18 protein-coding genes are annotated in these 25,398 nt (G+C 74.0%); 10 read left to right on the top strand and 8 right to left on the bottom strand.

Going from position 1 to position 25,398, the window contains the following annotated elements; all coding sequences use genetic code 11:
• Window positions 1–77: 77 nt before the first annotated feature.
• The 4 genes from ACIGXE_RS21665 to ACIGXE_RS21650 all read left to right on the top strand — a co-directional run bounded on the left by ACIGXE_RS21665 (window position 78) and on the right by ACIGXE_RS21650 (window position 6,722).
• A complete protein-coding gene (locus tag ACIGXE_RS21665; protein ID WP_128976674.1) occupies window positions 78–371 on the top strand; it encodes a DUF503 domain-containing protein in 294 nt (97 codons plus the stop codon).
• Window positions 372–400: 29 nt separating this feature from the next.
• Entirely contained in the window at window positions 401–841 is a 441-nt protein-coding gene (gene rbfA, locus ACIGXE_RS21660; RefSeq protein ID WP_399749751.1) for a 30S ribosome-binding factor RbfA, read from the top strand.
• Window positions 838–1,737, top strand: a complete 900-nt coding sequence (truB, locus tag ACIGXE_RS21655; protein WP_399749749.1) for a tRNA pseudouridine(55) synthase TruB — start codon at window positions 838–840, stop codon at window positions 1,735–1,737. Before rbfA ends, truB begins: the two co-directional genes overlap by 4 nt.
• Before the next feature lie 4,031 nt (window positions 1,738–5,768).
• Window positions 5,769–6,722, top strand: coding sequence for a bifunctional riboflavin kinase/FAD synthetase (locus ACIGXE_RS21650; protein WP_399750131.1), 954 nt, complete (start codon window positions 5,769–5,771; stop codon window positions 6,720–6,722).
• 65 nt (window positions 6,723–6,787) lie between these two features.
• Here ACIGXE_RS21650 and ACIGXE_RS21645 read toward each other — a convergent pair whose 3' ends face one another.
• From ACIGXE_RS21645 to eccE, 8 genes are all read right to left on the bottom strand, one after another.
• Window positions 6,788–7,774 carry an ABC transporter ATP-binding protein gene (locus ACIGXE_RS21645; protein WP_399749747.1) on the bottom strand — a complete coding sequence of 329 codons (987 nt, stop codon included), beginning with the start codon at window positions 7,772–7,774 and terminating at the stop codon, window positions 6,788–6,790.
• A 13-nt stretch (window positions 7,775–7,787) separates the two neighbouring features.
• On the bottom strand, window positions 7,788–8,762 hold the full coding sequence (locus ACIGXE_RS21640; protein ID WP_399749745.1) for an ABC transporter ATP-binding protein: 975 nt from the start codon (window positions 8,760–8,762) through the stop codon (window positions 7,788–7,790).
• Window positions 8,759–9,643 carry an ABC transporter permease gene (locus ACIGXE_RS21635; protein ID WP_399749743.1) on the bottom strand — a complete coding sequence of 295 codons (885 nt, stop codon included), beginning with the start codon at window positions 9,641–9,643 and terminating at the stop codon, window positions 8,759–8,761. The genes ACIGXE_RS21640 and ACIGXE_RS21635 overlap by 4 nt, the downstream gene beginning before the upstream one ends.
• On the bottom strand, window positions 9,640–10,707 hold the full coding sequence (locus ACIGXE_RS21630) for an ABC transporter permease (protein ID WP_399749741.1): 1,068 nt from the start codon (window positions 10,705–10,707) through the stop codon (window positions 9,640–9,642). The genes ACIGXE_RS21635 and ACIGXE_RS21630 overlap by 4 nt, the downstream gene beginning before the upstream one ends.
• Before the next feature lie 4 nt (window positions 10,708–10,711).
• Complete coding sequence (locus tag ACIGXE_RS21625) at window positions 10,712–12,565, bottom strand: ABC transporter substrate-binding protein (RefSeq protein ID WP_399750129.1); 1,854 nt, start codon at window positions 12,563–12,565, stop codon at window positions 10,712–10,714.
• 206 nt (window positions 12,566–12,771) lie between these two features.
• Window positions 12,772–16,221, bottom strand: a complete 3,450-nt coding sequence (locus tag ACIGXE_RS21620) for an SCO5717 family growth-regulating ATPase (RefSeq protein WP_399749739.1) — start codon at window positions 16,219–16,221, stop codon at window positions 12,772–12,774.
• Between the two features lie 226 nt (window positions 16,222–16,447).
• Complete coding sequence (locus ACIGXE_RS21615) at window positions 16,448–17,125, bottom strand: hypothetical protein (protein ID WP_399750127.1); 678 nt, start codon at window positions 17,123–17,125, stop codon at window positions 16,448–16,450.
• Between the two features lie 362 nt (window positions 17,126–17,487).
• A complete protein-coding gene (gene eccE / locus ACIGXE_RS21610) occupies window positions 17,488–18,813 on the bottom strand; it encodes a type VII secretion protein EccE (RefSeq protein ID WP_399749737.1) in 1,326 nt (441 codons plus the stop codon).
• Window positions 18,814–19,005: 192 nt separating this feature from the next.
• Between eccE and eccB the strand changes: the two genes are divergently transcribed.
• The 6 genes from eccB to ACIGXE_RS21580 all read left to right on the top strand — a co-directional run bounded on the left by eccB (window position 19,006) and on the right by ACIGXE_RS21580 (window position 25,385).
• A complete protein-coding gene (gene eccB / locus ACIGXE_RS21605) occupies window positions 19,006–20,550 on the top strand; it encodes a type VII secretion protein EccB (RefSeq protein WP_399749735.1) in 1,545 nt (514 codons plus the stop codon).
• A gap of 14 nt (window positions 20,551–20,564) precedes the next feature.
• Window positions 20,565–21,827 carry a type VII secretion-associated serine protease mycosin gene (gene mycP / locus ACIGXE_RS21600; protein WP_399749733.1) on the top strand — a complete coding sequence of 421 codons (1,263 nt, stop codon included), beginning with the start codon at window positions 20,565–20,567 and terminating at the stop codon, window positions 21,825–21,827.
• 105 nt (window positions 21,828–21,932) lie between these two features.
• Window positions 21,933–22,397 carry a hypothetical protein gene (locus tag ACIGXE_RS21595; RefSeq protein ID WP_399749731.1) on the top strand — a complete coding sequence of 155 codons (465 nt, stop codon included), beginning with the start codon at window positions 21,933–21,935 and terminating at the stop codon, window positions 22,395–22,397.
• A gap of 18 nt (window positions 22,398–22,415) precedes the next feature.
• Complete coding sequence (locus tag ACIGXE_RS21590) at window positions 22,416–23,780, top strand: hypothetical protein (RefSeq protein ID WP_399749729.1); 1,365 nt, start codon at window positions 22,416–22,418, stop codon at window positions 23,778–23,780.
• A 12-nt stretch (window positions 23,781–23,792) separates the two neighbouring features.
• Window positions 23,793–25,022 carry a S8 family serine peptidase gene (locus ACIGXE_RS21585; RefSeq protein WP_399749727.1) on the top strand — a complete coding sequence of 410 codons (1,230 nt, stop codon included), beginning with the start codon at window positions 23,793–23,795 and terminating at the stop codon, window positions 25,020–25,022.
• A gap of 33 nt (window positions 25,023–25,055) precedes the next feature.
• A complete protein-coding gene (locus ACIGXE_RS21580) occupies window positions 25,056–25,385 on the top strand; it encodes a hypothetical protein (RefSeq protein WP_399749725.1) in 330 nt (109 codons plus the stop codon).
• The last annotated feature ends 13 nt before the right edge of the window (window positions 25,386–25,398 follow it).

Here is a 25,398-nt window from a genome sequence, read left to right as displayed (position 1 = left end):
TGTACGGTTTTGATGTTCCTGCCGGGCGAGCGCCCGGCAGGCCGTCGAACCCGAACCGGCGGGACATCCGGCACCGCATGTACGTGGGGACTCTGTCCTTCGATCTGCTCCTCGGCGACGTTCATTCGTTGAAGGAGAAACGCTCCGTCGTCCGGCCCGTCGTCGCCGAGCTCCAGCGCAAGTTCTCCGTGAGCGCGGCCGAGGTGGGCGACCAGGACCTTCACCGCAGGGCCCGTATCGGGGTCGCTCTGGTGTCCGGGGACGCGGGGTTCGTGTCGGACGTGCTGGACCGCTGCGAGCGGCTGGTCGCGGCCCGGCCCGAGGTGGAGCTGCTGTCGGTGCGACGCAGGCTCCACACTGATGAAGACTGAATGAGCAAGGCAAAGAAGGAGAAGGACCAGTGGCCGACAACGCGCGGGCGAAGAAGCTGGCGGACCTCATCCGGGAGGTGGTCGCCGAGAAGCTGCAGCGCGGCATCAAGGACCCGCGCCTGGGTACGCACGTGACCATCACGGACACCCGCGTCACCGGTGACCTGCGGGAGGCCACGGTCTTCTACACGGTCTACGGCGACGAGGAGGAGCGCGCGAGCGCCGCCGCCGGCCTGGAGAGCGCCAAGGGCATCCTGCGCTCGGCCGTCGGCAGGGCCGCGGGCACCAAGTTCACCCCGACGCTCACCTTCGTGGCGGACGCCCTTCCGGAGACCGCCAAGAACATCGAGGACCTCCTCGACCGGGCGCGGGCCTCCGACGCCGCGGTGCGCGAGGCGTCCTCGGGCGCCACGTTCGCCGGTGAGGCCGACCCGTACAAGAAGCCGGGCGAGGACGAAGCCGCCGAATGAGCACCGCAGCAAAGACGCCCGACGGGCTTGTCATCGTCGACAAGCCGTCGGGCTTCACCTCTCACGACGTCGTGGCCAAGATGCGCGGGATCGCCAGGACCCGCCGGGTCGGCCACGCCGGCACGCTCGACCCCATGGCCACGGGCGTCCTCGTCCTCGGCGTGGAGCGGGCCACCAAGCTGCTCGGTCACCTCGCGCTGACCGAGAAGGAGTACCTGGGCACCATCCGCCTGGGCCAGACCACCGTCACGGACGACGCCGAGGGCGAGATCACGGCGTCGGTCGACGCGTCGAAGGTCACCCGCGAGCAGATCGACGCGGGCGTGGCCGAGCTCACCGGCGAGATCATGCAGGTGCCGTCGAAGGTCTCCGCGATCAAGATCGACGGCAAGCGGTCCTACGCGCGGGTGCGCGGCGGCGAGGAGTTCGAGATCCCGGCCCGGCCGGTCACCGTCTCCTCCTTCCGGGTGTACGACGTGCGCGAGGCCACCGCGGAGGACGGCACCCCGGTCGTGGACCTGGTGGTCTCCGTCGTCTGCTCCTCCGGCACGTACATCCGGGCGCTCGCCCGGGACCTGGGCGCCGGGCTGGGCGTGGGCGGGCATCTGACCGCCCTGCGCCGCACCCGGGTCGGCCCGTACAAGCTGGACAGCGCCAGGACCCTGGACCAGCTCCAGGAGGACCTGACGGTCATGCCGGTCGCCGAGGCGGCCGCGGCGGCGTTCCCGCGCTGGGACGTCGACGAGAAGCGGGCCCGGCTGCTGCTCAACGGCGTGCGCCTGGAGATGCCGGAGTATCCGGCGGGCCCGGTCGCGGTCTTCGGACCGGCCGGGCGGCTGCTCGCGCTGGTCGAGGTCCACCGGGGCAAGGCGAAGAGCCTGGCCGTCTTCGGCTGAGACGCCCGGAGCCGGGACGGTCCCGGCATCGCGTCATGGTGGGGCGGGCACGCGTGCGTGCCCGCCCCACGATCCCCCTCCGGGGAAGGTCTGTCCCCGCGACGATCACCCATTCACCCCTTCGGGTAGGCGCTCGGAGTGAACGGGGGGAGTGCGAGGGGGCGCTTTTCCTGCACGGCTTCTCCCGCTGATCACCGTCGACCTACCGTCGACCCATGGGGAGCGGGGACCGGGCGACGCTGGTACGGATCGAGGATCCGGCCGGCCGGCCCGTCGGGACCGGATTCCTCGCCGACCACCGCGGCACCCTCCTCACCGGCCACGAAGTCGTCGCCGGCCACCCCGCCCTCCGACTGGCCACCCCCGACGGGCACACCTGGCGCGTCACCGCCGCCGACATCACCCCGCTGCCCGAGACCGGACTCGCGCTCGTCCGCACCCAGGGCCTGGGCGCCCGACCGCTGCCCCTCGCGGCCCGGCAGGCCATCGAACCCGGCACGTACGTACGGATCGCCGCCCACGGCTGGCGCGAGGCGCGCGTGCTCGGCGCCACCGCGGGACCCGCCCTCGAACTCGCCATCGGCACCGAGGGCGCCGAAGCCCTGCACGGCGGCGGACCCGCCGCCGGAGGCCCCGTCCTCGACCCCGTCACCGGCGCCGTCCTCGGCGTCCTGGGCACCGCCGCGCACGGCGACCGGCGCGCCGCGGGACACGCCCTGCCGCTCCCGCCCCGCGGCCCACTCGCCGCGCTGCTCCGCCGCAACGGCGCCACCGTCCCCTGCTACGGGCAGGACCTCAACCTGGCCGGCGTCCTGGAGCTCACCGCCACCACGACCGGAACGCCCGAGGACCCGCCCGCCCCCCGGATCCTGGACGACGGCACCGCGCCCGTCCTCGCCGTCGTCGGCGTCCCCGGCACCGGCCGCACCACCGCCCTCGCGGGCCTCGCCGCCGGGCGCGCCCGCGGGCCCGCCCCCGCGCCCACCGTCTGGCTGCGCGGCGCCGACCTGCGCGCCGACGACCGGTCCCTCGCCGACGCCGTCGGCCGCGCCCTGCGCCGCGCCGGGCGCGTCGCCGCCGCCTCCGGCACCCCCGGCGACCCCGCCGCCGTGACCCCGGAGCAGGCCGCCGCCCTGGCCGGAGCCGCGGGCCGGCCGCTGCTCGTGCTCCTCGACGGCCCCGAGGAGATGCCCCCGGTCCTCGCCCACCGGCTCGCCGCCTGGACCGGCGCCACCGAGGAGTGGCTCACCGCCCACGGCGCCCGCCTGGCCGTCGCCTGCCGCCCCGAGCACGCGGAGCAGGCACTCGGCCTGTACGCCACCGAGCCGGCCGTCGTCCTTCTCGGCGACCTCACCGAGGAGGAGGCGGCGGAGGCGCGCCGCCGGCACGGCGTCCCCGACGACGCCGTCGCCGCGCCGGACGCCCGGCACCCGCTCGCGCTGCGGCTGCTCGGCGAGGTCCGGGCGGCGGCCCGCGGCGAACTGCCGGGCCGCCCCGACCGGGACGCCGTCTTCCAGGCCCATCTGGACCTCATGTGCCTGCGGATCGCGGTACGGATCGCCGCCGCCGGCCGTCCCGTCCTGCGCGGCACCGCCGTCCGCCGCCTCGCCGCCCGGGTGAGCGGCCGGGTCCACGAGGCCGCCCGCCGCTGCCTCGGACCCGGCCAGGGCGAACTCGACCGCGAGTCCTTCGAGGAGCTCTTCCCCTGGCGCACCGGCTGGGCCTCCGCCGTCCTCACCGAGGCCCTGCTCGTCCCCGCGGGCGGCGGCTACCGCTTCGCCCACGAGGAGCTCGCCGACTGGCTCCAGGGCGCCCACCTCGACATCGACCGCGCCCTCGACACCCTGATCCACCACCCCACGCCGCTCCCCGTCCCGCGCCACCGCATCGGCCCCGTCCTCCAGGCCCTCCGCCACCTCCACCGCGACCACGGCCCGACCGCCCTGACCCCGAGACTGACGGCCCTGACGGACGCGCTGGCGGCGTTCGCGGACGGGGAGACGGGCGTGGACCGGGAGACGGGAGCGGACGGGCAGACGGGCGAGGGGAGGGGGCCGGGGGCCGGGGGAGCGGGAGGCTGTGCGTGGGCGGGCGGTTCGGGCGCGGAGGGTTCAACGGACGGGCCGTTGGCAGACCCAGGCGGCGCGGCGGACGTGGCCTGGGCGGACGGCCCGGGCGCGGGTCCGGGTGACGCGGCGGGCGGTTCGGGCGCGGGTACGGAGGGTCCAACGGACGGGCCGTGGGCGGGTGGGGGCGGCGCGGCGGGCGGGGCCTGGGCGGTTGCCCCGGGCGCGGGCCCGGGGGCCCCGGCGGATGGCCCCGGCGTGGGCCCGGGGGCCCCGGCGGACGGTCGTCCGTGGGCGGGCCCCGGCGGCGCGGGCCTGGGCGGCGCGACGGAGGGGCCGTGGGCGGACTCGGGAAGCGCGGCGGACCGGCCCTGGGCGGATGGCCTGGGCGCGGGTTCGGTTGGCGCGGCGGGCGGTTCGTGGCCGGGCGGTTCGGGCGCGGGTGCGGAGGGTCCAACGGACGGGCCGTGGGCGGGCCTGGGCGGCGCGACGGACGGTGTCTGGGCGGGCCCGGGCGGCGCAACGGACGGTGCGTGGGCGGGCCTGGGCGGCCCGGCGGACGGTGCGTGGGCGCACCCGGGGAGCCCGGCGGACGGGCTGTGGGCGGATCCGGGGGGCTCGGGCGCGGGCTGCAGCGGCGCGGGCTCCGGCGTCTCTGGCGCGGTCGGCTTCGGCGCGGATGCGGCGGTGGACGGCTCGGCGGGCCGGGACGTGCTCGCCGTCGCCCCCGGGGCCGAGGAAGGCGTCTGGTGGGCCTCGCGGCTGCTCGCCGGGGTCCTGGAGGGGATGGCCGATCTCCGGCCGTACCTGGGGGTGCTGCGGCGGCTCGCCGACCACATCGGGGCGCGGCCCGGGGCGCGGGCGGCGTTCGCCCGCTTCGGGGTGGACTTCTGGGACCGGCTCGCCGTGGCCGAGGGGGAGGGCATGGACCTGCTGCGGCGGCTCGTGCCCGCCGACCCGGTGCCCGGAGGCCCCCGGCCCCGGTTCCTCGACCTCGTCGCCGCGCGGCTCACGGCGGACCCGCGCGGGGTGCAGCCGCTGCTCTGCCGCTGGTTCGGCGACGAGCGGCCGCTGGCCGGGGCGCCCGGGGCCACCGTCGGCACGGCCGCCCAGGCGCTGCTCCACACCCATCGGGCGCTCGCCCTGGACGACCTGTGCGAGGCGTTGGTCGCGACCGCGCACCCGCTCGCGGAGGGCCTGCTCGCCGTGCTCGCCGAGGACGAACCGGCCGCGCTGTGCCGGGCCGTGGACCGCTGGGCGCACGACGACGGGCGCCCCGAACGGCGCGCCGCGGCCGCCGCGTACGGGCAGCTCGTCGCCCCGCACGTCAGGACCGCGGACGACCGCGGCACCCTCCGCTACGCCGCCCTCGCCCTGCTCGCCCGGCCCGGCGACCGGACGTTGCACGGCGCGGCCGTCGGACTGCTCGTACGGGACCCGGCCTCGCGTGCGCGGTTCCTGCCGCGCGCGCTCGCCGAACCGGCCGTACCCGTGGACGCCCTGGTCGCCGCGCTCGCCACCCACCCGGAGCCGGTCCTCGCGGCCCTCCGCGCCCGGCTCCTCGGCGCGGAACCCGCGCCCGTCCTGCGGGCGCTCGCCCGGGTCGACACGCCCCGCCTCGCGCGGCGCGCGGCCGCGCTCGTCGGCGAGTACGCCCAGCGGCACCCCGAAGGCGCCCCGCTGGTCGCCGCCTTCGTCGACACGCGCCTGGAGGAGGGGCCGGTCGTGCGCTGCGTGCTGCACCCCCTGGTCAGGCACCTGCTCGCGCTTCCCGCCCCGCGCGCGGCGCTCGCCCCGGTGCTGTCCGCGCCCGGCACCGGAGCCTCCCGCTTCCTGCGCGCGGAGCTCCGAGACATGGCGCACACCATGCCGATGCCTCCGGAGACTCACGCGCATGGCAGTCTTAGACCTGCGCCAACAGGCGTACACGCGGACATGGGTACAGGCGGACGAGGAGCGGTCACAGTGCAGCGCTGGCGTGGCTTGGAGGACATCCCCCAGGACTGGGGGCGCAGCGTCGTCACCATCGGCTCCTACGACGGAGTGCACCGCGGGCACCAGCTGATCATCGGGCGGGCCGTGGAGCGCGCCCGCGAGCTCGGCGTCCCGTCGGTCGTCGTCACCTTCGACCCGCACCCCTCCGAGGTCGTGCGCCCGGGCAGCCACCCGCCGCTGCTCGCCCCGCACCACCGGCGCGCGGAGCTCATGGCCGAGCTCGGCGTGGACGCGGTGCTGATCCTGCCGTTCACGGCCGAGTTCTCGCAGCTGTCCCCGGCGGACTTCATCGTGAAGGTCCTCGTCGACAAGCTGCACGCGAAGCGCGTCATCGAGGGCCCCAACTTCCGCTTCGGGCACCGGGCGGCCGGCAACGTCGCGTACCTCGCCGAGCTCGGCGCCACCTACGACTACGAGGTCGAGGTCATCGACCTGCGCGTGTCCGGCGCCGCGGGCGGCGGCGAGCCGTTCTCGTCGACGCTGACCCGCCGACTGGTCGCCGAGGGCGACATGGCGGGCGCCGCCGAGATCCTGGGCCGCCCGCACCGCGTCGAGGGCATCGTGGTGCGCGGCGCCCAGCGCGGCCGCGAGCTCGGCTTCCCGACGGCCAACGTCGAGACGCTGCCGCACACCGCGATCCCGGCCGACGGCGTCTACGCGGGCTGGCTGACGGCCGCCGGCGAGCGGATGCCCGCGGCGATCTCGGTGGGCACCAATCCGCAGTTCGACGGCACCGAGCGGACCGTCGAGGCGTACGCGATCGACCGCGAGGGCCTGGACCTGTACGGCCTCCACGTCACCGTCGACTTCCTCGCCTACGTGCGGGGGATGCTCAAGTTCGACACGCTGGACGACCTGCTCGCGGCGATGGCCGAGGACGTCAAGACGTGCCGCGAGCTGACCACCGCCTACGACGAGGCGTAATCCCACCCCCCACCCCGTGTCCCGGGCCGGGGCCGCCCGTGCGGGGCGGCGCGGTGGCGGTGGGGTCAGTCTCGGGGCGGTGACCAGTGGCAGGCCGCCGTCGCTCGTCGCGCGCCGCCGTGGAGGATCGGGAGGTCCTCCGTGCGGCAGCGGTCGGCCACCTCGGCCGCCTCGCCGGAGGCGAGGACCTGGCAGCGGGCGTGGAAGCGGCAGCCCGAGGGGATGCGGGCCGGGTCGGGGGGCTCGCCGGTCAGCACCACCGGTTCGCCGCCCGATTCGGGGAGCACCGACAACAGGGCCCGGGTGTAGGGGTGCTGAGGGCGGGTCAGGACCGATTCCACCGGGCCCGTCTCCACGATCCGGCCCAGGTACATGACCGCCACCCGGTCCGCGATGTTCCACGCCAGACCCAGGTCGTGCGTCACGACCAGGGCCGACAGGCCCAGTTCCTCGCGCAGGCGCAGCAGCAGGGCCAGGATCTCCCCGCGTACCGACGCGTCGAGCGAGGCCACCGGCTCGTCCGCCACGATCAGCTCGGGCTCCAGGACCAGCGCGCCCGCGATCACCACGCGCTGCCGCTGCCCGCCGGACAGCTCGTGCGGATAGCGCAGGAAGAAGCGCTCGGGCGGGCGCAGTCCGGCCCGGGACAGCGCCTCGGCGACGGCCGCGCGCTCGTCCCCGGCGTACCCGTGGATCCGCAGCCCCTCCGCCACCGCCTCGTACACCGTGTGCCGCGGGTTCAGCGAGCCGCTCGGGTCCTGCAGGACCAGCTGGGCCCGTTTCCGGTACGCCTTCAGGGACCGGCCCGCGTACGACAGCGGCCGCCCCGCGAAACGCACCTCGCCCCCGCTCGGCCGCACCAGGCCGAGCAGCGAGCGGGCGAGCGTCGTCTTGCCGCAGCCGGACTCGCCGACCAGGGCCACGATCTCGCCCGCGCCGATGTCCAGGTCCACCCCGTCCACGGCCCGGGCGGCCGGTGCGCCCCGACGCCCCGGGAACACCACCCGCAGGTCCTTCGCCGACAGCAGCGGCGCCCCCGGATCCCCGTTCATCCCGTCCGTCCCTTCACGAGGCACTTCCCACGTGTACGCAGGCCGCGCGGCGCCCCGCGCCGGCGTCCCGCAGTTCCTGGTCCTCCTCCGCGCACCCCTCGACCGCCACCGGGCAGCGCGGGTGGAAGGCGCAGCCGCCCGGCAGGGCCGCCGGGTCCGGCGGGTCGCCCGGCAGACCGCGCGGGGCCCGCCGCGAGGCCGGGTCGCCGATCCGCGGGAACGCCGAGGACAGCGCCCGCCCGTACGGGTGCGCGGCGGCCTCGTACACCGCCTTCGCCGGCCCCTCCTCGACCACCCGTCCCGCGTACATCACGGCCAGCCGGTCGCAGGTGTCGGCGAGCACCGCCAGGTCGTGGCTGATCATCAGCAGTCCGATGTCCTGCCGGGCGACCAGCTGCTCGATGAGCCGCAGGATCTGCGCCTGGATCATCACGTCCAGCGCGGTGGTCGGCTCGTCCGCCACGATCAGCCGCGGATCGCAGGCGAGCGCCATCGCGATCATCACGCGCTGCCGCTGCCCGCCGGACAGCTCGTGCGGATACGCGTCCGCCCGCGCGGCCGGCAGCCCGACCTGCTCCAGGAGCTCCCCGGCCCGGCGACGGGCGGCCGCCGGGGTGGCCCGGCCGTGCACGAGCAGCGGTTCGGCGATCTGGTCGCCGATCCGCCGCACCGCGTTCAGCGAGTGCATCGCGCCCTGGAAGACGATCGACGCGCCCGCCCAGCGCACCGCCCGGAGCCGCCCCCACTTCATGGTGAGGACGTCCTCGCCGTCGAGCAGGATCTCCCCGGTCGTCCGCGCCGAGGCCGGCAGCAGCCGGAGCAGGGCCAGCGCCATCGTCGACTTGCCGCAGCCGGACTCGCCGGCGACGCCGAGCTTCCGCCCGGCGGGCAGGCTGAGGTCCACCCCGCGTACGGCGGGGACGGCGGCCGCCCCCGACCCGTACGTCACGCTCAGGTTCCGTACTTCGAGCAGGCCCGGCGTGCTCATCGGCTCACCCCCAGCTTCGGGTTGAGGACGGACTCGACGGCCCGTCCGCACAGCGTGAACGCGAGCGCGACCAGCGCGATGGCGATCCCGGGCGGCGCCAGGTACCACCAGTGCCCCGACGAGACCGCGCCCGCCTCCCGGGCGTCCTGGAGCATCCCGCCCCACGAGACCACGGTCGGATCGCCGAGCCCCAGGAAGGCGAGGGTCGCCTCGGTGAGGATCGCCGTCGAGATGCCGAGGGTGGTCTGGGCGAGCACGAGCGGCATGACGTTGGGCAGCACGTGCCGGGTCATGACGTGCCCGTGCCCGCCGCCCAGCGCGGTCGCCCGCTCGATGTACGGCCGGGACTCGACCGCGATCGTCTGCGCCCGCACCAGCCGGGCGGTGGTCGGCCAGCTGGTGACGCCGATCGCGATGATCACCGTCCACATCGACCGGGACATGACGGTCGCGAGCACGATCGCCAGGACCAGCGTCGGCATCACCAGGAACCAGTCGGTGATCCGCATGACGACCGTGGAGAACCAGCCGCCGTAGTGCCCGGCGACGATCCCCACCAGGGTGCCGATGGCCACCGACAGGGCCGCCGCGAGCAGCCCCACCAGGAGCGAGATCCGCGCCCCCCAGATCAGCAGCCCGAGCAGCGAGCGCCCGAACTGGTCGGTGCCCAGCGGGAATTCGGCGCTCGGCGACTCCAGGGCGGTGCCCGGCGCGTCCGTCACCGACTGCACGTCCGCGCCGACGGTCAGCGGTGCCGTGAGCGCGAGCAGCCCGATGAGGGCGAGCCCGGCCAGGCCCCACAGCCCGGCGCGGTGGCCGCGGTACTGCTTCCAGAAACGGGTGGCGGTGCCGCGGCGCCGCTCCCAGGTCAGTGACGTCATCGGCCCACCCGGGGGTCGAGCAGCGGATAGAGCAGGTCGGCGATCAGGTTCATCACGATCATCGCGCCGGCGAACACCACGAACAGGCCCTGCACCAGCGGCAGATCGGGCACGCTGAGCGCCTGGTAGAAGAGCCCGCCGAGGCCCGGCCAGGAGAAGACCGTCTCCACCAGGATCGAACCGGCCGCCACATGGCCGAGGTTGATGAAGACCATCGTCACCGTCGGCAGCAGCGCGTTCGGGACCGCGTGCCGGCGCCGTACGCTGTCGTCGCGCAGCCCCTTCGCGCGGGCGGTGGTCAGATAGTCGCTGCCCATCTCGTCGAGCAGCGAGGACCGCATGACGAGCAGGGTCTGCGCGTAGCCGACCGCGACCAGGGTGAGGACGGGCAGGACCATGTGGTGGGCCACGTCGAGGGCGTACCCGAAACCCGTCTCGCCCGTGCCGGACTCCATGCCGCCGGTCGGGAAGAGGCCCGGGACCGGCCCCACCCCCACCGAGAACACGATGATCAGCAGCAGGCCCAGCCAGAACGACGGCACGGACCACAGGGTGAGGGCCACGCCCGTGTTCAGCCGGTCGCCGAGGCTGCCGTGCCGCCACGCCGAGCGGGTGCCCAGCCACAGCCCGAGCGCCGAGTAGAGCACCACGGCCGTGCCCGTGAGCAGCAGCGTCGCCGGCAGCTTCTGCGCGATGAGGTCGCCGACCGGGGCGCGGAACTGGTAGGAGGTGCCGAGGTCGCCGCTGAGCGCCTTCCCGCAGTAGTCGGTGAACTGCTGCCACAGCGGCAGGTCGAGACCGAACTGGCGGCGCAGCGTGGCGAGTTGCTCGGCGGTGGTGGGCATGCCGTGGGTCATCGTCTTCACCGGGTCGCCGGGGATGATCCGGAACAGGAAGAAGCTGGTGACCAGGACGGCGAGGAGCGAGACGGCCGCGCCGGCGACCTTCGTCGCCGCGTGCCGCAGATAGGGCAGGGCCGTACGGGTGCGGGGGGCGCCGCCCTCCGTGGTGCGGGCCGCGTCGGCCCGGACCACGGAGGAGGCGGGAGTGCTCGCGCTCGTCACGGGGCTACTCGCGGTCGTCGGCGGTGGAGCGGCGGCGCATCAGCAGGAGGACGCCGGCGCCGGCGACCAGCACGACGGCCACGCCGATCCCGGCGACCACGCCGGTGGACGAACCGCCGCCGTCGGACTCCGCGCCGGCCGCCCGCGCGGCGGGCGTGGCCGACCACCAGCTCCAGTAGCCGTCCTGCCCGTACAGGTTGCCGGCCGCCTCGGGCATCGTGGTGATGGAGCCGATCTGGTCGGTGCGGTAGGCCTCCAGGGCGTTCGGGTAGGCGATGACGTTCATATACCCGGTGTCGTACAGCCGTGACTGCATCTGCTTGACCAGGCCGGCCCGCTTCCCGGCGTCGTACTCCACGGCCTGCTGCGCGTACAGCGCGTCGAACCGCGGGTCGCAGATGAAGTTGTCGGTGGCGCCGGTGTCCTTGGGCGTCGCGGGCAGCGTGCCGCAGGTGTGGATCGACAGCACGTAGTCCGGGTCGGGGTTGACCGACCAGCCGTCGAAGGCGAGGTCGTAGTCCCCCTTCACCCACGGGTCGGAGACGCTGTCCAGGCACTCGACCTCGAGCCCGATGCCGAGCTTGCCCCACCACTCCTGGAGGTACTTGCCGATCGCCTTGTCGTTGGGGTCGGTGGCGTGGCACAGGATGCGGAAGTCCAGCGGCCTGCCGTCCTTGCCGATCCGCTTGCCCGCGGCGTTCTTCCGGTACCCGGCGGCGTCCAGGACCTGTGCGGCCCTGCCCGGGTCGTAGGAGCGCTTCTGCGTGCCGTCGGGCCGCCAGAAGTACGAGCCGAAGCGCGGCGGGATGTAGCCCTCGCCCTCGACGGCGTGGCCCTGGTAGACCTTGTCGACCAGGGTGGCGCGGTCGACGGCGAGGAAGAGCGCCTTGCGCACCTCGGGGTCGAGCAGGGCCTTGTGCCCGTTGCCGAAGGTCTTCCCGTCCTGGGCGCGCGCGCCGGGGTTGGTGGCGAGGGCGAAGAAGCGGCGGCCGGGGGCGTCGTTGACCTTGATGTTCTTCTGGGTCTTCAGGGCGGCCGCCTGGGCGGGCGTCAGGTTCGGGACGAAGGACACCTCGCCCTTCTGGAGGGCGGCGACGGCCGCGTCACCGTCCTTGTAGTACTTGAAGATGAGCTCGTCGAACTTGGGCGCCCCGCGCCAGAAGGTCTTGTTCGGCTTCAGCTTGATGTACTGGTCGACCTTGAAGTCCGTGATGACGAAGGGCCCGTTGCCCACGATCGGGAACTGCCGGTCGTTGTTGAACTTCGAGAAGTCGCCGACCTTCTCCCAGACGTGCTTGGGCACGATCGGCACGTCGAGCGCCGTCATCGTCGCCTGGGGCTTCTTCAGCTCGATGACCAGGGTCTGCGGATCGGGCGCGGTGACCTTCCGGAAGTTGGCCGTGAAGCTGCCGTTGGCGGTGGCCGCGTTCGGGTCGGTCATCATCTTGTTGAAGGTCCAGGCCGCGTCCTCGGCGGTGGCCGGCTGCCCGTCGGACCACAGCGAGTTCTTGCGGATCGTGTACGTCCAGGTCAGCTTGTCCGGCGAGGGCTTCCACGCGGTCGCGAGGCCCGGGATCGGGTGCGCGTCCTTCGGGTCGTAGTTCGTCAGGTACTCGTAGGCCAGCCGGTGGATGCTGGTGGAGACGAGCTTCTGGGCGAGGAACGGCGAGAGCGAGTCGACGCTCTGCGAGACGGCGACCGTGAGCGTCGTGCCGCCGTCCGCCTTGCCGTCCGCCCGGGCGGTCACCGCCTGGGCCTGCGGGACGGCCACGAGGGAGGCGGCCGTGACACCCGCCGCGGCCAGCAGGCGGAGGGCTCTGTGGGTGGGTGCCGGACGGGGTGGAACCTTCGTGACCATGACCATGGGACGTGACCTCGCGTCGGGGATGCGTGCGTCGGTGAGCTGCCGTGGATCTTGGGCTGACGATGGATGAAGCGAAGGTGTATCAGCGGTGGTCTGCCGTCGTCAACGATGTCTCAAACACCGTGTGGGCTGCGGGAATGCCGAAAGGCCCCGTACCGGAACACCGGTACGGGGCCTCATTGGTCTACTCCTGTGACGCCCTACTGCTGAGGGGCTGGCGGAGCCTGCGGAGGCTGCTGAGGGGCCTGCTGCTGCCAGTTGGGCGGCGGAACCTGTCCCTGAGCCTGCGCCTGCGGATCCGCCTGCGGCGGCAGCGGCTGCGCCGGGGCCTGCTGCCATCCCTGCGGCACACCCGGCTGAGCGGGCTGCGCCCCGTACGGATGTCCGGGCGCGGGCTGTGCTCCGTACGGCTGACCGCCGGGCTGGCCCGGCGCCGGCTGTGGCGGATAGCCCTGCGGCGGGTACGGCTGCCCCGGCGCGGGCTGCCCGGGCACGGGCTGCTGCGGCGGATAGGGCTGACCGGGCGCCGGCGGCTGGGGGGCGTACGGCTGCCCGGGCATCGGCTGCCCCGGCACCTGCTGACCCGGCATCGGCTGGGGGGCGCCCTGTCCCGGCATGGGCGGGGCCAGGTGCGGGGGCATCGCGCCCTGTCCGTCGGCGGTCCACAGGCCCTGCGCCTGCTGCGCCCGTACGAAGTCCTCGGCCACCATCGCCGACAGGTTGAAGTACGCCTCGCGGGTCTTCGGCCGCATCATGTCGAGGTCGACCTCGGCGCCGGCCGCGAGGTGCTCGTCGAAGGGCACCACGACCACACCGCGGCAGCGCGTCTGGAAGTGCTGCACGATGTCCTCGACCTTGATCATCTTGCCGGTCTCGCGGACCCCCGAGATGACCGTGATCGACCGCTGCACCAGCTCCGCGTACCCGTGCGCCGACAGCCAGTCCAGGGTCGTCGAGGCGCTGGAGGCGCCGTCCACGGACGGGGTGGAGATGATGATCAGCTGATCGGCCAGGTCGAGCACCCCGCGCATCGCGCTGTAGAGCAGACCCGTGCCGGAGTCCGTCAGGATGACCGGGTACTGCTTGCCCAGGACGTCGATCGCCCGCCGGTAGTCCTCGTCGTTGAAGGTCGTCGAGACGGCCGGGTCCACGTCGTTGGCGAGGATCTCGAGACCGGACGGCGCCTGCGAGGTGAACCGGCGGATGTCCATGTACGAGTTGAGGTACGGGATCGCCTGCACCAGGTCGCGGATGGTCGCCCCGGTCTCGCGCCGCACCCGGCGGCCGAGCGTGCCGGCGTCCGGGTTGGCGTCGATCGCCAGGATCTTGTCCTGCCGCTCGGTGGCCAGGGTCGCGCCCAGCGCGGTGGTCGTCGTGGTCTTGCCGACACCGCCCTTGAGGGAGATGACCGCGATCCGGTAGCAGGAGAGCACCGGCGTCCGGATGAGCTCCAGCTTCCGCTGCCGCTCCGCCTCCTCCTTCTTGCCGCCCAGCTTGAACCGCGCCGAAGCGCCGGGGTTCCGGCTGGACTTGGGCTTCTGCTTGTTGTTGCGCAGCAGCCGGTCGGACGACAGCTCGACGGCCGCGGTGTACCCGAGCGGCGCCCCCGGCACGGACCGCTCCCGCTGGTCGTGCGTCACGGCGGAGGGCCACGCGGCGCCGGTGCGGGGGTCGATGGGGCCGGCCGGGCCGGCGGGCGCGGGCTGCCCCGGCTGGGCGTCCTGACCCGGGTGCGGGAACCCGTAGCCGGCCTGGGGCGGCTGCGGGACCTGCGGGGGTACGGGCGCGGGGGCGCCGGGCTGAGGCTGCGGCTGACCGGGCTGGGCGTCCTGACCCGGGTGCGGGAAGCCGTAGCCGCCCTGGGGGGCGGGAGGCTGCCCGGGCTGTCCCGGCTGCGGGAAGCCGTATCCGCCCTGCGGCGGCAGGGGCGGCTGTCCGGGCTGCGGGACGGCCTGAACGGGCTGGTCCTGCTGACCCGGCTGACCAGGCTGCATCGGCTGGCCCGGATGCGGGAAGCCGTATCCGCCCTGCGGCGGCAGGGGCGGCTGTGCGTGCTGCGGGGCGGCCTGTACGGGCTGGTCCTGCTGACCCGGCTGCACCGGCTGGCCCGGATGCGGGAAGCCGTATCCGCCCTGCGGCGGCAGGGGCGGCTGTCCGGGCTGCGGGGCGGGCTGACCCGGCTGGCCGCCGGGGTGCGGGAAGCCGTATCCGCCCTGCGGCGGCTGCGGGGCCTGCGGCGGTACGGGTCCCGGGGCGCCCGGCGTCGCGGGCGCGGGCCAGGATCCGGCCGGGGGCAGCGGCGCGGCCTGCGGCACCGGCTGGTCGCCGGGAGCGGCCTGGGCCGGCCACTGAGGCGCGGGCGCGGGCGTCGCGGGCTGGAACGACGGCGGCAGCGGCGGCAGTCCGGCACCCTGCCCCGGAATCTGCCCCGCGACCGGCGGGAGGGCGCCGGGCACGGCGTCCTGCGGTTCGGCGGAGGCGGTGGCGGCGGGCGGCGTGAGCGGAGCACCGGCGGGACCGTCCGTACCGGGGGCCGGCACGGACGGAACGCCCGCGTCGGCGGCGGCGGGGGAGGCGCCGGGGGCGCTGTCGAAACCGGGCGCCGGCCCAGCGGGAGTCGCGGCCTCGGCGGCACCGGGGGTGCCGTCGACGCCGGGCGCGCCAGCGGCCGGGTCGGACGCGGCGGGAGCGGTGTCGGGGGCGATGCCCGTGACGGCGTCCGTGGCGGAGGCCGGGACCGCGTGCGGCGTGGAGTCCGTGGCCGTGTCGGGCGTGGTGACGTCGCCGGCCGGGGCGCTGTCGGGCGTGCCCGCCGCCGGGACGGGGGCGTCCGAGGCCTCGTCGGCCGTGCCGCCGGCGTCGACGGCCGCCGGGGCCGCGTCCGCGTCCGCGTCGGCGTCGGCGGACGGCGCGGCGCTGTCGTGGGCGCTCCCGGCGCCGGAGCCTGACATCCAGGCCGGGGCCGCGTCGGACCCGCCGTCCGCCACGGCCGCGCCGGTGACGACCGGCGCGGCCTGCGCCGGCTCGTCGGCGTCACCCGCGTCGCTCGCGGGCGGGACGGCCTGGGCGTCGCTCCCCGCGGGCGTCTCGGCCGCCTCGCCCGCCGGCGCGACGGCACCGGTCGTGTCCAACGGCGCGGGCGCGGCAGGCGCGTCACTCGCGGCGGGCGCCGCGGGCGCGTCACCCGCGGGCGTCCCCTGCTCCGCCAGCTCCGCCATCTCGCGCTTCAGCGCGGCGGGGGAGAAGCGCATGGTCGCACCGCTCTCCACGTCCCCGCCGCCGAACGGCGTCGCCGCGGCGGGAGCGGGAGCGGCGGGAGCGGGCGGGACGGGCGCGGCCGGGGCCGGAGCGGCAGGCGCGGGCGGGACCGGGGCCGCCGCCGCGGGCGGGGGAGGCGGCGAGGCCGGGGCGCCCCAGCTCGGCTCGAAGCCGCCGCTCGGCGGCAGCCCGGGCACGGCGACCGGCGCGCCGGTCGGCGGCGGAGGCGTGGGCGCCCCGCCGCCCGTGCCGCCGGACGCGTTCTGCGTGTACCAGGCCGGAGGGGTGTAGTCGATGGTGAACTCACCCGTCATCTCGGCGGGGTCTGCGTCGGACTGATCGTCGACGGGTGGGTTCCAGCCCCCGTGGCTCTCGTCCCGATCGCGGTTCACTTTGCCTCCTGGTGTGGTCGCGCACCCTTGTGCCGTCGTGGGCGGGCACATCCCACCCTAAACGCCAACCGTGTCGGCCGGGCAGGGCCGACGGCCCGCCGCTGCCCGCCGTGAGGACCGGTCGCGTCCCCAAGTGACCCACGGGTACCGGAGAGTGAAACCCTCGGTTCTCCAAACCTGTACAAAGAGGGACAGGTTCGGTGCTCTCCGCGGTCGCCGTTCCCGCTCAGTCCATGCGGCGGGCGCTGCCCAACAATCCGGTCTCGGCGTCCGTGGCCTGCGTCATCACGAACTGCCGGTCGCCCGGGGTGCACCACAGGGTCACCCCGTCGGCCAGCGTCGACAACGCCTCCCACTCCGCGCGCTGGAGACCCATGATGCGGCCGATCTGCGCGGCCTCGTCGGGTGAGACCCGCTGCACGCCGACGAGCGAGGACTTCTCCAACAGGCGCGGCGCCACGGGGCTCAGATAGGGGAGGAGCGTCAGGACCGACTGCCAGGGTCCCGAGACGACCCGGCCGCGCGGCGGCCGCATGCCGCAGTCGCGGACCACGACCACCGGGCTGCCCGCGGACGCGCCCTGGGGCGGCACCCGGCCCACGTCGTGCAGCGTGATGCAGGGCTGGCCGCCGCCGGCCGCCTGGGCGAGCGCCGTCCAGGCCTGGGCGCGGCCGGTCTCCACGGCCACGCGGGCACCGGTGGCCGCCGCGCGCAGCGCGAGGACCTGCGCGGTCCACAGGCCGCCGATGAGCGTGACGTCGTACGGGCTGGGTCGGTTGATGCCGAGCACGGCCGGCCGGCCCTCGGCGTCCACGCCGACGACCATGCCGTCGTCGCCCACCGGCAGGGCCAGCGCGCCGAGTTGGTCCACGGGCACGGAGTGGCGGTCGCGGCGCGGGCCGATGAGCCCGAAGCCGAAGCGGGGCTTCGAGCCCCGCCCCGTACGCCGGTCGCCGCGTCCGCCGCCCGCGGTCCGGGCGGCGGCCCGCCGCCCGGGAACGCCACCGGTCACCCCGCCGGGCGCCGCGGCGCCGAAGGGCGCGGCACCTCCCGGCGCCGGACCACCGGCCGCGGCGCCCGCGGGGGCGAGACCCCCGCTGGAGACCGGACCGCCGCCCGTACCAGGGCCACCCGTTCCAGGGCCGCCGGCACCCGGTCCCATGCCCGGATTGCCCGGGTGCACAGGATGCCCGGGATTCCCCGGGTGCACCGGATGCCCGGGATTCCCCGGCCCCGACGGGTAAGCCGCCCCCGTAGGAGTCGTCATCAGCGCGCACCCCCCAGCGGCAGCGTCGCCAGCATGCCCGGGCCCTGCTCGCGGTCGAGCCGCACCAGACCCGTCTTCACGCCGCGCGCCGCGCGCTCCAGTTCGTGCCGGGCGGCCACCAGCTCCTCGTCGCTGCGCCCGGTGATCCGTACATGTCCGGTGACCGTCACCTCCTGGCGGTCACCACCGCTCAGGGTCAGGCTGAAGGTCGTCGCGAGCGCCGGCAGCGAGGTGAGCAGCGCCACCAGCTGCGGCATCGACGCCCCCGCGCCGCCCGCGCCGCCCAACTGGGGCCAGCGGCCCACCCAGTAGGTCGTGTGGCGCCGGTCGTCGACCCGCCAGGTGCGGGCGGTCTCCTGGGTACGGCGGCTCTGCGCCTGCCCCCGGCCCGCCTGCGCTATCGCCATCGGGCTGGCGCACGTGGAGGTCGCGAGGGCCGAGACGAGCTCCTGCTCGGTGAGGACCGTGGCCCGGAACCCGGCGCCCGCGAGCCGGCTCGCCAGCTGGTCCGCCGCCCGCACGAGACACTTCTGCGCGCCCTCCAGACCGCCGCCGCGCGCCTCGACGGCCTCCGGGCACAGCTCGGGGTCGAGCTTGAGCGCGATCCAGGTGATGCGGACCGCGGGCGAACCCGTCTGGGCCTGCAGCGGGCCGTAGTTGCGGGCCGCCATCGACTGCGCGGGCAGGTGCGGCGCGGGCGCGGGCTGGGTGTGCTGCACGACCTGCGCGGACTCCAGCCGGATGCCGTCCACGGAGAGGACGTCCTGGATCAGCCCGACGGGCAGCGGGCGCGCGCCGCGGTCGGGGCGCAGCGCCGTGGCCTCGGACTCGATCCGTACGACCGCGGTGAGGAAGGTGCCGTCGCCGATCATCCCGATCGGGCGCCGGTCGCGGTCGCTGTAGGCGTACGTGCGCAGCGCCGGGTCGCACTCCACGACCGGGGCGAGCCCCGGCTCCGTGCCTTCCGGCAGCGTGAAGGAGGCGGCCCGGCGGGTGCGGGCGCGCAGCGCGAGGAAGGTGGAGAGCCATTCGGGCAGCGAGCGCCGGTGCCGGCGCACCACCGCGAGCAGCACGAGCAGCGCCGCGGCCACGCCGGCGGGGACGAGCATCAGCTTGTCGACGACCGCGGCGACGAGCAGCAGCGCCGCCGCCACCTCGATCAGCACCAGTTGTTGCAATCGGAACGCCCCGAAGTGTCCCGGACGCGCCTGGAGTCTCGGGGAGACCGAGGACGCGACCGGCGAACCGGGCCCCGCGGAGGGGGAGGCGGAGGGCGCGGAAGGCGCGGCGACCGCCGTGGGCCGCGTCCGCGTCGCGGAAGCCATGATGGAGAATCCCCCTCAATTCGTCCCGATCACCGTGGCCCGCCAGGCCTTTGGCGGCTGGATCACCCTACCCGCCCCACGCGCACCGGTGGACAGCAGGCATAGTAGGGGGCCGGTCCGACAGGCCGGGGGCCGGGCGCCATGCTCCCCGGACTCCCGCGCGGAGACTGCGCCAGACGAAAATGGGGACTCATGGCATCACGGCGGGACGAGCTCAACGCGTACACCTTTGCGAAGAAGCGCACGGTCGCGGCATTCCTCCAACCCTCTCCCTCGGGTACGGAGGAGGGGGCGCCCAAGCCGCTGCGCGCGGTCGTCCCCGGCCTGGTCATCGGCGCGCTGGTGATCGCGGGCTTCGGCGCGTGGGGCATGTTCAGGCCGACCGCGCCCAAGGGTTGGGACGATCCCGGCACCAAGGTGATCGTCGGCAAGCAGTCCACCACCCGGTACGTGGTCCTCACCACCGGCAAGGGCAAGGACAGGAAGACCCTGCTCCACCCGGTGCTCAACCTGGCCTCCGCCCGGCTCCTGCTCAACCCGGACAAGTTCGAGGTCATCCAGGTCGACGACAAGATGCTCGACGAGGGCAAGCCGCCGCGCGGCCCGATCCTGGGCATCCCGTACGCCCCCGACCGGCTCCCCGCCCCCGACGACGCCGGCCGGCAGAAGCGCTGGGCCGTGTGCGAACAGCCCGGCGGCGGCAGCGGCGGCAGCGTCCAGAAGGCGACGTTCCTGTTCGCGCAGCGGGACTTCAAGCGCACGGACGACAAGAACAAGCTGAGCGCCGGCCAGACGCTGTACGTCAAGGGGCAGAAGGACAGCGCCCAGTACCTCGTCGACCACACCGGCACCAAGTACCGGGTCAACGAGAAGTCCCCGAACCTCACCACGGCCCTCTTCGGCGTCAACCGGCAGCCCCAGCAGGTCACCGACGACTGGCTGGCCACCCTGAAGACCGGTGAGCCCGTCGACTTCCCGCAGATCCCCGGCGCGGTCGGCAGCAGGGCCGGCGCGAGCGCCGAACTCAGCCAGACCGAGGACCGGGTCGGCATGGTGCTGCTCGCCCAGACCGGCTCCGGCCCCCAGCACTACGTCGTGCTCCCGGGCAAGGTGCAGCCGGTCTCCCCCTTCACCGCCTGGCTGCTCATCAACTCCCCGAAGACCGTGACCCTCGACATGGACGGCAAGCCGCGCCCCGTCGACGCGGCCTCCGTCGCGAACGCCTCCCCCGAGGCCTTCGAGGGCACCCGCCGCTGGCCGCAGCGGCAGTCCGTGCAGATCAACTCCGTCGGCGGCGAGGACGCGCGCGACACCATCTGCTCGGTCCTGGTGAAGGTCGGAGAGAAGGGCGAGACGACCCTGTCGACCTGGGCGGGCCCGAAGTACCCGGCCGACATCACGGCCGGCGGCACCAGCACCTACGTCACCCCCGGCACCGGCCTCCTCTACACCCAGACCCAGGGCAGGCAGTCCAAGCCCGACGGCTCCCTCTTCCTCGTCACCGACACCGGCCTGCGCTACGCGGTTCAGGCCAACGGCGACAGTGACTCCGGACGTTCGGAGATCGGCGCCGGGGAGCAGAAGCAGCCGGACGGGCGCCCGGAACCCAGCGACGCCCAGAAGCGCCTCGGCTACGAGAAGGTCGTGCCCGTCCTCGTACCGATGGAGTGGTCGGAGTTCCTGTCCAAGGGCCCGCGCCTGGACACCAACAGCGCGCGCCAGCCCCAGGGTTCGTGAGAAGGGCGGCACAGGTGACGACAGCGACACGCAGGAGCGCGGCCCTGCTGGCGGCCGCGACCCTCACGGCCCTGCTGGCGGCCTCCCCGGCGGCGGCCAGGCCGGCCGAGACCCCGGGCCCGGTGGACATAGACGGCAGTGGCGAGTGCACCTTTCCGATGAAGGAGCAGATCGAGGGCATTCCCTGGTCGCTCCAGCGGGTGCTGCTCGACGAGCTGTGGCAGGACACCAAGGGCAAGGGCGTCCGGGTCGCGGTCATCGACACCGGCGTGGACGACGTCAACCCGCAGCTGAAGGCCGCGGTGGACGCCAAGGCGGGCAAGGACTACCTGAAGCCCGACAAGGAGAGCCCGGGCGGCGGCGACGACCAGCGCGGCAAGACCGACGGCACCGTCGACCTGGTCGGCCACGGCACCAAGGTGGCCGGCATCATCGCCGCCCGCCCCCGCAAGGGCACCGGCTTCGTGGGCCTGGCGCCCGAGGCGACGATCATCCCGATCCGCCAGAACGACGAGAAGAACAGTGGCAAGTCCGACTCGATGGCGGAGGCCGTCAAGCACGCGGTCGCCAAGGGCGCGGACGTCATCAACATCTCGCAGGACACCACCCAGCCCCTCAGCCCGCAGTCCTCGCTGGGCAGGGCGGTGGCCGAGGCCATCGACGCGGGCGTGGTCGTGGTCGCCTCCGCCGGCAACGACGGCATGGACGGCAAACTGAAGGACACCTACCCGGCGGCCTTCCCGGGCGTGCTCGCCGTGGCCTCCTCCGACCGCAACAACGAACGCGCCGCGTTCTCCCAGGCGGGCACCTTCGTCGGCGTCGCCGCCCCCGGCGTGGACATCGTCTCCACGGTGCCGGGCGGAGGCCAGTGCGTGGACAACGGCACCAGCTTCTCCGCCCCGTACGTGGCGGGCGTGGCGGCGCTGCTGAAGGCCAAGTACCCCGACTGGAAGCCGGCCCAGATCGTCACGAGGATCGAGCAGACGGCGATCCGCTCGATCAACGGACGTGACAACTACGTGGGTTGGGGAGTGGTCGACCCCGTACGCGCCCTCGCCGACGGCCCGGTCCCGCCCCTGACGGGCCCCACCCCGGACCCGGGGCCCCCCAAGCCGCCGGCCCCCGAACCGGCCCACCTGGCCCTGTCGGAGACCCCCCAGGAGCGCGCCGAACGCCTGGCCACGTACGCGCTGGGGATCGGTGCGGTGCTGGTCGCGGTGGTCGCCGGCGTGGCGGTCGTGATCCGCGACAGCAGGCGCCGCCGCGGCACCGCCTGACGAGCCGTCGAATGAGTAGGAATACCTAGGTAGCTTTGCAGTTGGAACTGTCGTACCGAGTGGTTAGAGTGGGCGAGTTCGTGCATGTGACGAGGGGGAACTGAAGTGGCAGGGCCGAACGGGGACGGTGGCAAGAAGGACCTGGAAGTCGAGGACGTCACGCTCCAGACCTTCCAGACGCGTATGCAGAAGATCGTCGACGACTTGAAGGGCTCGCCCGCCGAGCACAAGAAGATCGGCGAGCAGAAGGTCACGGCCGCCTCGTACGGAACGGGCTTCGCCGCGGCGTCGGACCTGCACGGGGCGTACGAGAAGGTGCGCACCCGGCTCGAGGAACTGACCAAGATCTTCGGCGAGACGATCGAGGCCATGGGGATCCGGGCCCAGATCGCCGACAAGGGTTACGCGGGCGTGGACGAGGACGAGCGACGGCGCTTCGCGGAGATCCAGAAGCTCACCAAGGAAGACTACGAGAAGCGCCACAGCGGCACGGAGCAGCCGGCGACCGGATCCACCCAGCCGACGGCCAAGCCGACCACGAACACCGGCGATTCCGGCGGATTCAGCTAAGCGGGGGAGTACAACACGATGTCTGGAGAGTTCGAGGGCAAGTCCCTGGACGCTTTGTACGCGATGATCGCGTCCGCCAAGCCGGAGGACATCACGAGCGCCGGCGACGCGCTCGCGGCGGCGGTGCCGAAGATCCTCGACATCGCCGCGGACCTGCGGCACTACATCTCCCGCGTCCAGTGGGAGGGCGAGGGCGCCGAGGCCTTCCGCACGTGGGGTGCGGGCATGGTCTCGGAGACGCTCGTCCTCGGCGACTTCACCAAGGTCGTGTCCGAGCAGATGAAGCACGCCGGCGGGGCGCTCAAGGTGGCGCAGACGTCCGTGCCGAAGCCGGCGGGCATGTGCTTCGCGGACCCGGAGAAGGAGAAGGCCCGCATCGAGGCCGAGACCGGCCCGAAGCTCCAGGAAGCGGTCAGCGCGATGGAACGGCTGGCGTCGTTCTACGACACGTCGAAGAACCGGATCACTTCGGAGAAGCAGCCGGACTTCAAGCCGATGACTGACGGCGGCGTCACCGATGGAGAGCGGGAGTACGGCACGGGCAGTGGTACCGGCTCTGGGACGTACTCGAGCACGGGTACGGGCACCACGCAGACGGGTCACACGACTGTTCAGCGTGCCGACGTATCGACTCCGAGCGGCACCGACCGGCAGATCCCTGACAACCGGGTCATCCAGCCGCCGACCACGCCGACCCGGCCGGACACCGACGTGGACACCAACCTGGACTCCGTGATCACGCCGGAGAAGCCGACCCGGCCCACGGTGCAGCCCCCGACCCAGCAGCCGCCGACGACGACCGGTCCGACGCCTGTTCCGTCGCTGCCGAACGTGCCGCCGCCGCTCGTCTCTCAGCCGGGCCTCCCCCGTACGAGCCCCCGCATGCCTGGCATGCCGGGCCTGCCGGGACCCGGCACGCGCACCGACCTGAGGATGCCGGGCCCGATGGGTACGGGTCCGCGGCCCGAGGGCATCACGGGCGGCCGCCAGGTGCAGATGCCCGGTCGCCCGGGCGGACCGGGGCAGCGGGTGCCCCAGGCGACCGTCATCGGCGAGGAGAGGGCTGCCTCCCAGTACGGGCGTGGCGCCGGCGGCATGCACGGCCCCGGTGCCGGCGGACCTGGCGGCACCGGTTCGGCACGCGGTTCCGGCCGTCGACTGGCGATGCAGCCGGGTGGAACCGTGGGGACTCCTTCGGCGTCCGGTGTGAGTGGACGCTCGGCCTTCACTCCCGGTGGTACGGGTCTCGTGCGTCCGCCGGCTTCGACGCAGCCGGGCGAGGAGGAGCGGCAGCAGCCGCGCCACCGTCCCGACTACCTGTCCGAGGACGAAGAGACGTGGACCTCGGGCCAGCGCCAGATCGTCCCGCCCGTCATCGACTAGGAGCTATCCCTGATGTCCCCCCTCACCCGGGTCGCTCGCAACCGAGCGGTCGGCCTGCTCGGCGCCATGGCAGCCGTCGTCGCGACGTGGACCGTCGCGGCGCCGGCCGCCCAGGCGGACGACATGCGGTCGCGTCAGTGGTACCTGGACGCGATGAAGGCCGACGAGCTGTGGAAGGTGGCCACGGGCAAGGGCATCACCGTCGCTGTCATCGACACCGGTGTCGACTCGACGTTGCCGGAGCTCCGCGGAAAGGTCCTGCCTGGCCGCAACTTCGACACGGGGGGCCTGGGCCGGGTGGACGACAAGGACACCGACCGCCATGGCACGAACATGGCCCTCGCTATCGCTGGTAGCGGAGCCGGCGGCGGGGTGAAGGGCATCGCCCCCGATGCGACGATCCTTCCCGTAAAGACGGGTGCCTTCTGGCAGGGAGGATCGGAAACCAAGTTCAAGGGCATCCGCTACGCCGTGGACAACGGCGCTCGCGTCATCAACATCTCGTTGGCCGGTTTCGCGAACGAGACGACGACAGCCGGATGGCGCGAGGTGGTCGACTACGCCAACAAGAAGGGTGCGTTGGTGTTCGCCGGGGCCGGCAACGACGGCAGCGGAGGCCCGGTCTATCCGGCCGCCATCCCCGGCGTGATCGCCGTCGGAGCTCTCGACACCGAGGGTAAGGTCGCCAAGTTCTCCAATTACGGTCCTCACCTCGCCCTCGCAGCCCCCGGCGTAGAGATTCCAGGGCGCTGCACCAGCGACAAGAACAAGTACTGCGCTCAACAGGGCACCAGCCAGGCCACCGCCATCGCCTCCGGCACCGCCGCCCTCATCTGGTCCGCTCATCCCGACTGGACCGGGAACCAGGTCCTCCGGGTCATGATGGAGACCGCCGGCCACAACGGCCCGGTGCCCAGCAAGTACATCGGCTACGGATCCGTGCGTCCCGCCCAGGTCCTGCTGGAAGGCAAGGGGAACCCGGGCGACCCCGACGTCAACCCGCTGCTCGCCGCCCAGAAGGTGAGCGCGTCGCCGACAACATCCCAGACCTCCCCCTCTCCTGAGAACACGGGGGCAAGCGGTAGCGGCCAGGCCAAGGACAAGAACCTGGACCAGGCCGCAGGCTCCGAGGACGGCGGATTCCCGCTGTGGGCCATCGCCGCTGGTGCCGTCGCCGTCGTCGCCGTCATCGGCCTCGTCGTAGCGGCGGGAGTACGCAGGAGAGCGTCGACAGACGCATGAAACACGCCATCGACAACAACGAGGAGCTTCACAATGGGTACTCCCGCAGGTGGGTTCGGACTCGCAGACGATCCGATCGTCAAGGCGAAGAACAAGATCACGGAGACCGGCGAGGCCGTCTCCAAGCAGGCTCGTGAGCTCGCCAACATCCTCGAGACCTGCAGCGCCGGCTGGACCGGTGTCGGTGCCGCGGGCTTCAAGACGGCCCAGACGCTGCTCAACGAGGACCACGACACCATCCGGCGACTGCTGAACGTCCTGCTCCACGCGGTCGGCGAGACGAAGAACCTCAGCAACGCGAACGACGACGAGGTGCGCGCCACCTTCGCCGCCGTCAACCACTCCTCGCTCAACAACATCTGACGTAAAGGGGGAT

Source organism: Streptomyces sp. NPDC053431, from assembly GCF_044544925.1.
In the GTDB taxonomy this organism is placed as follows: domain Bacteria; phylum Actinomycetota; class Actinomycetes; order Streptomycetales; family Streptomycetaceae; genus Streptomyces.
The sequence above is the reverse complement of the archived record's forward strand: the minus strand, read 5'-3'. Positions and strand labels throughout refer to the sequence as shown.